Below are 6,759 nucleotides of genomic sequence, written 5' to 3' on the forward strand. Positions count from 1 at the left end.
AATGCACTTAAAGGCGGATAAATTGTCCATCCTGCTGAAGCTGGTCCCGCTTCAACAAATAACGAACTAAGCATAATTACGCTAGACAAAAAGAATAACCAATAGGATATCATATTCAAAAATCCAGAGGCCATATCACGAGCTCCAATTTGTAGTGGTATCAACAAATTACTAAATGTACCACTTAAACCTGCCGTTAAAACAAAGAAAACCATTATAGTTCCATGAATGGTAACCAATGCCAAATAAATATCATTTGCCATCACTCCATTAGGAGCCCACTTATCACCCAATAACACATTAAATATCTTGAAGGATTGTTCTGGCCAAGCCAATTGCATTCTAAAAAGCATAGACATCATTACACCAACAATACCCATAACTATACCTGTTATCAAGTATTGTTTTGCAATCATTTTGTGATCAATACTAAAAATATATTTAGTAATGAAAGTGTCATTATGGTGGTGTTCGTGTTCGTGTCCGTTATCGAGAACTTCTGCTGACATATTTTTATACTTTAAATTTTCTTATTAATTATTTCATAGCTATTTTAGCAATAGCCGCAGTATCTGTAGCTTTTGTAGAATCTATTCCAATAGCTCCTTCAACAGGTGCAGGCACATTAGCTGCTTTTACTTGTTGAACTAAGTTCGTTTGTCCCATAATCCACTTTTTGTAGTCTTCTGGAGTATCAACAACAACTTTCATCTGCATATTGTAGTGTGATGCACCACATATTTTATTACAAAGCAATAAATAATCAAATGTATAAGAATCAAGAGCTGTTTCTCCGTTAGCAACAAGTTCAATACTTTTCTTAGCTCTTATAGCATTGATATTTGCTACCTTTTCAATCATATAAGGCAATTCTCTATATTCTGCTGTTGTTAATACTGGTTCAAAAGAAAATTCAGTTACCATACCTGGAACGCAGTTCATTTGAGCCCTGAAATAAGGGAAATAAGCTGAGTGCAAAACATCTTGAGAGCGAAATTTAAAATGTACTTTCTTTCCTTTTGGAATGTGTATTTCAGAAACCACGATGTCATCTTGAGCATTTGGATCAGATAAATCAACACCAAGTGTATTAACCCCTTCTATTAATCTAACATTTGCTTTACCAAGAACATTATCATCACCAGAATATCTAGCGGTCCATTTAAATTGTTGGGCATAAACTTCAACAACAATGGTATCTTCATTTTCATCAACAAACATAATGTTTGTCCATGCATAAAGTCCATAAAGAATCAATCCTGCTAATACAATAGCTGGAATTCCACTCCAAATTACTTCTAATTTATTATTATCAGCAAGATATAAAGATTTTTGACCTTTTTTACCTCTGTATTTGAATGCAAAATAATGCAACAAAACTTGAGTAATTGCTTGAACAGTAAAAATTAATACCCAAGTAATATTCATCAAATTATCAACAGTAGCTCCGTGTTTTGAAGCTGGAATATGTAACACTAGTGGCCCCCAACTTATCAGTCCGTAAATTGTGAAAATATAAATAAATGCTAAAAAACCAAACATCAAATAACCTTGGGTGTTATTATCACCTTCATTAGCTACTTGTGAATTATCAGCATCTCCTACTTGAGTCAAATCGAATATCTTAGTCAACTGCCACAATGCAATAGCTAACAGAACTAAAACTATAATTACCAACAAACTTGTCATCTAATTTTACTTTAAATATTAATAATGAAAATGTTTACTTTCTTCAATAAACGGATTTCTTTTTGGCAACAGTGGTGCTTTAGTCAATGCTGTGAAAACAACATAAATAAACAATCCAAGGAAGAAAAGCACAGATGCAATTTCAGAAATTCCAATGAACCATTGATCACCAACTGTTCCAGGCATAATCATATTGAAGAAATCAATATAGTGGCCAAATAATATAACGGTGCTTGCCATTAGCAATATCCAAGTGATTCTTTTGAAATCTGTGTTTATTAAAATCAAAACTGGGAACAAGAAATTCATTGCAACAGCTCCAAAGAATGGAAGATTATAAACTTGTATTCTTGTTACAAAGTAGGTTACTTCCTCGGGAATATTGGCATACCAAATCAACATAAATTGGGAGAACCATAAGTAAGTCCAGAACACGCTGAAACCAAACATAAATTTAGCCAAATCATGAATATGACTTGTGTTTACGTGCTCTAAATACCCTTTTGATTTTAAATATAAGGTAATTAAACAAATTGTTGTAATTCCACTTACAAAGAAGCTAGCAAAAACATACCATCCAAATAAGGTGCTAGACCAGTGTGGATCTATTGACATAATCCAATCCCAAGACATAATAGATTCTGAAACTATGAAGAATACTAAGAATCCTGCAGATAGTTTGAAATTCTTTTTGTAAAAACTATCATCATTCGATTCATCTTGTGCCAAGCAATTTTTTCTTGAAAAATATCTATAAAGATTCCATACAATCAAGAACAAAGAAGCTCTTACAATCCAAAAAGGAAAGTTCAAATAACCCGATTTTCCGTCAATTACTTTATCATAATTTGCAGAACCAACATTAGTTATACCTTCATTCAACCAAATAAATATACTGCTATAATGCAAACCACAAAGAACTAATATTATAAAGAAAATTACGGATCCTACAGGTAAATAAGCCGTAATTCCTTGCATAACTCTAAACAATACTGGAGACCAGCCTGCTTGAGCCACTTGCTGAATGGCATAAAACGCTAAAACACCAAGAGAAATCAACATAAAGAAAATACAAGCAACATATAATGCAGCCCATGGTTTGTTTTGTAGTTGACTCAAAACGTGCTCTAAATGTGCTTTGTGTTCTGTTTCGGCATTTACTTTTTTTTCACCAGCAACAGCGTGTGCTTCGGTTGAAGAATTAGAACTTTCTTGATGACTTCCGTGAGCATCTGCAGCAAGAATTGCCTCAACTGCTTGAATATCTTTGGGTGCAGAGTAAAAACCATATCCAATTCCTAAAAGACCAACAGCCATTAAGATTAGTGAAAATGTTTTTAATTTACTTGAAAATGTATACATATCTATTACGATGAGTTTGTTCTACAATTATAATTTACTTTTTAGTTCAACCACATAGGCTGCAACTAACCAACGTTCCTTTTTACTCAATTGATTGGCGTGTGACCCCATTAAATTAAGACCATAAGTTTCAACATGAAAAATACTTCCTTCATTTATTACCCTGTCTTTGTAATTAGGAACTCCCAAGAATTTTCCTTGAGTCACCAATTTTCCTTGACCATTGCCTAATTCTCCATGGCAAATCATACAATAAATTCCAAAAAGTTCTTTCCCTTTATCTTTATCTTTTTGAGAAAGTTCTCCAAGAGGCGATTTCAAATTTGCAGCTTTCACGGCAATTAAGGCTTCAGGAGTATTCGGATATTCATAAACTTCAAAACCTCTGTTTATGGTTCCTTCAACTGGAAGTTGTCCTTCTTTTCCACCTTTAAAAGCACTCGATTCAGAGTAAGTATTATAACTTACTGGTTCATACATATTAGGCATGTATTGATAATTTGGTTTCGAATCATCTTTACAAGACGAAACTAAAATAGTAATACATACTAAAAGTGTTATTTTATATACGCTTTTCATATCCCTATTAATGCTTTTCAATTACTTTTACTTCTACTGCTCCTGTATTTTCGAAAAATGTAACCAGTTCTTTTTCGTTATTGTTTACCGCAACTTCCATCAAAAAATGGTCGTCTGTTGTACGTACATCTGGATTTTCAGCTTCTTTGAAAGGCCATAATTTACTTCTCATATAAAAAGTAATAACCATTAAGTGAGCTGCAAAAAATACAGTTTCTTCAAACATAATTGGCACAAAAGAAGGCATATTTTGAATATAACTAAAACTTGGTTTACCACCAATGTCTTGTGGCCAATCTTGAATCATTATGTAGTTCATCATCCAAGTTCCGAAAGACAAACCGCACAAACCGTAAATAAAAGAACAAATAGCTATTCTTGTTGGTGCCAATCCCATTGCTTTATCCAATCCGTGAACCGGAAATGGAGTAAAAACTTCTTCAATATGATGATGTGCTGCGCGAGTTTTCTTAACGGCATCCATCAATATATCATCGTCATTATAAATGGCGTGTATTACTTTATTACTCATGATGTGAATCTTTATTTAATTCTCTTGCTTTTATAAAATTATCTCCCGTTGATTTCAATATTGTTTTCACCTCAGCCTGTGCAATTACAGGGAATGTTCGAGCATATAACAAGAACAACACAAAGAAGAAACCAATTGTTCCAATGAAAGTTCCAATATCAACAAATGTTGGCGAAAACATTGTCCATGACGAAGGAAGATAATCTCTATGTAACGAAGTTACAATAATTACAAATCTTTCGAACCACATTCCAATATTTACAACAATAGAAATTAAGAAAGAGAACATTATACTTGTTCTTAATTTTTTAGACCACATAAATTGTGGAGAAAACACGTTGCAAGTCATCATTGACCAATAAGCCCACCAGTAAGGTCCAGTTGCTCTATTCAAGAAAGCATATTGTTCATATTCTACTCCAGAATACCAAGCAATGAAAAGTTCAGTAATATAAGCAACACCAACTATAGAACCTGTAATCATAATTACAATGTTCATCAATTCGATATGTTGAATAGTAATATAAGCTTCAAGATTAGAAACTTTTCTCATAATAATAAGCAGGGTATTCACCATCGCAAATCCAGAGAATACCGCTCCTGCAACAAAGTATGGAGGGAAAATCGTGGTATGCCAACCTGGAATTACCGAAGTAGCAAAGTCCATAGATACAATTGTGTGAACAGAAAGTACAAGTGGTGTTGCTAAACCTGCAAGAACCAAGGAAACTTCCTCAAAACGTTGCCAATCTTTTGCTCTACCGCTCCAACCAAAACTTAATATAGAATAGACTCTTTTATTGAAAGGAGTTATTGCTCTATCTCTAAGCATTGCAAAATCAGGTAATAAACCAGTGTACCAGAATACCAATGAAACTGAAAGATAGGTTGAAATTGCAAACACGTCCCAAAGCAATGGCGAATTAAAATTTACCCAAAGTGAACCAAACTGATTCGGAATTGGCACTACCCAAAAAGCCAACCATGGACGACCCATGTGAATAATTGGAAACAAACCTGCTTGAATTACAGAGAAAATGGTCATTGCTTCTGCAGAACGGTTGATACCCATTCTCCATCTTTGACGGAATAATAAAAGTACTGCCGAAATTAATGTTCCTGCGTGACCAATACCAACCCACCAAACGAAGTTAGTAATATCCCAAGCCCAGCCAACTGTTTTATTTAATCCCCAAGTTCCAATTCCTGTAGAAATAGTGTAAATGATACAACCTAATCCCCAAAGGAAGGCTATCAATGCGATTGAAAACACAATCCACCACTGTTTGTTCGCTTTACCTTCAACGGGTGCAGCAACTTCTACTGTTACATCGTGATAAGATTTATCACCTATGATTAAAGGTTTTCTAATGGGAGCGTCGTATATATGAGACATAATCCTTTAAATTGATTTTAAATTTATTAAGTGTTTCTAACTTTAACGTGATAGAATACATTTGGTTTTGTTCCAACGTGTTCTAACAAATGATACATTCTTTCTTCTTCTACCAACTTGGCAACTTGACTTTCTTTATCGTTAACATCTCCAAAAATCATTGCTCCAGTAGTACAAGCACTTGAACAAGCTGTTTGGAATTCTCCATCAACAATTTCTCTTCCTTCGTTTTTAGCAGCCAAAATAGTTGCTTGTGTTTTTTGAATACACATAGAACATTTTTCCATAACCCCACGAGAACGAACAGCTACATCAGGATTTAACACCATACGGCCTAAATCATCATTCATATGGAAATCAAATTCTTTATTTTGACTATATAAGAACCAGTTAAAACGACGAACTTTATAAGGACAGTTATTAGCACAATAACGAGTTCCAACACATCTATTATAAGCCATTTGATTTTGACCTTGACGACCGTGTGAAGTTGCCGCAACTGGACAAACTGTTTCACAAGGCGCGTGATTACAATGCTGACACATCACGGGTTGAAAAGAAACTTGAGGATTGTCTGATGCGTGTTCCATTTTTCTAAATCCACCCAAAGAACCTTTTGTTTCTTCATCTCCAAGAATAAATCCTGTCAAGTCCAAACCTTCTAATTCTTCTTTTTTCTTATCATCACCTGCAAAAGTTTCTTCAGAAGAATAATATCTATCAATACGCAACCAGTGCATATCACGGCTTCTTCTTATTTCAGATTTTCCAACCACAGGAACATTGTTTTCGGCGTGGCAAGCAATTACACAAGAACCACAACCTGTACAAGCATTCAAATCGATAGAAAGATTAAAATGATGTCCAACAGAACGATCAAATGAATCCCATAAATTTACCGTTGTTGCTTGAACTTCTTTATGATCCAATGAAACCATTGGTTGTTCATTCCAAACTTCAGCATCTTCTTTATTAAATATTTCTAAAGTAGTTTCTTTAATAATATCGCCTCTTCCCATCAACGTTTTTTGCCCTTGAACACAAGCAAACTCGTAATCGTCACCAGCTTTTGTCAATGTAACTGATTGTACATTATTGAAACCTTTATATAATGAGTAAGCATTTACACCTACTTGCATTTCTTCTTTTAATGCTGCTTTTTTACCATAACCCAAAGCCAAACCAACAGTACCAACTGCTT

General features: G+C 34.2%; 7 protein-coding genes. All 7 read right to left on the reverse strand.

What is annotated here, in order from left to right; translation table 11 throughout:
- The coding region (locus PHC28_RS13855) for a cbb3-type cytochrome c oxidase subunit I (RefSeq protein WP_300101770.1) at nucleotides 1-509 on the reverse strand (509 nt) is incomplete at its 3' end.
- Nucleotides 510-537: 28 nt separating this feature from the next.
- Nucleotides 538-1,689 carry a cytochrome c oxidase subunit II gene (locus PHC28_RS13860; protein ID WP_300101773.1) on the reverse strand — a complete coding sequence of 384 codons (1,152 nt, stop codon included), beginning with the start codon at nucleotides 1,687-1,689 and terminating at the stop codon, nucleotides 538-540.
- An 18-nt stretch (nucleotides 1,690-1,707) separates the two neighbouring features.
- Entirely contained in the window at nucleotides 1,708-3,051 is a 1,344-nt protein-coding gene (locus PHC28_RS13865) for a quinol:cytochrome C oxidoreductase (protein WP_300101775.1), read from the reverse strand.
- Nucleotides 3,052-3,078: 27 nt separating this feature from the next.
- Entirely contained in the window at nucleotides 3,079-3,630 is a 552-nt protein-coding gene (locus tag PHC28_RS13870) for a cytochrome c (RefSeq protein ID WP_300101777.1), read from the reverse strand.
- Between the two features lie 7 nt (nucleotides 3,631-3,637).
- Nucleotides 3,638-4,162 carry a DUF3341 domain-containing protein gene (locus PHC28_RS13875; RefSeq protein ID WP_300101780.1) on the reverse strand — a complete coding sequence of 175 codons (525 nt, stop codon included), beginning with the start codon at nucleotides 4,160-4,162 and terminating at the stop codon, nucleotides 3,638-3,640.
- On the reverse strand, nucleotides 4,155-5,558 hold the full coding sequence (gene nrfD, locus PHC28_RS13880) for an NrfD/PsrC family molybdoenzyme membrane anchor subunit (RefSeq protein WP_300101782.1): 1,404 nt from the start codon (nucleotides 5,556-5,558) through the stop codon (nucleotides 4,155-4,157). Before nrfD ends, PHC28_RS13875 begins: the two co-directional genes overlap by 8 nt.
- A gap of 26 nt (nucleotides 5,559-5,584) precedes the next feature.
- The coding region (locus PHC28_RS13885; protein ID WP_300101784.1) for a 4Fe-4S dicluster domain-containing protein at nucleotides 5,585-6,759 on the reverse strand (1,175 nt) is incomplete at its 5' end.

It is taken from the genome of Flavobacterium sp., from assembly GCF_028712645.1.
Lineage (GTDB): Bacteria > Bacteroidota > Bacteroidia > Flavobacteriales > Flavobacteriaceae > Flavobacterium.